The organism is Ochrobactrum sp. SFR4, assembly GCF_019730395.1.
GTDB lineage: Bacteria > Pseudomonadota > Alphaproteobacteria > Rhizobiales > Rhizobiaceae > Pseudochrobactrum.
The window spans coordinates 1-232 of record NZ_JAAPBB010001462.1; the positions used below are offsets into that span (position 1 = coordinate 1).

At 50.9% G+C, this 232-nt stretch carries 1 pseudogene; it reads right to left on the reverse strand.

The features are described 5' to 3' along the window. A pseudogene (locus HBA93_RS23880) lies at nt 1-232 on the reverse strand (hypothetical protein); the annotation flags it as partial.

A 232-nucleotide genomic window follows, 5' to 3' on the forward strand; every position in this document is an offset into this window, starting at 1 on the left:
GCTTTAGCGTAGATTGCTTCGTCGAGTGTCGCCTTGCTTCGCTCCAAGGCAATTTCGTAAAGTTTGCCTAATTCAGCACCAAGCTGCGACAGATGCATCTGAACCAAACGGCTGGACGGGCGGGGAAGGTCGCCAAAGATTGCTTCATGTGCATCATGCAGCAAGAAATAACCTGCCATCAAGCCAGAATTGGTCTCGTCAAACACTGCATCCGCACCCATGACGCAATGTT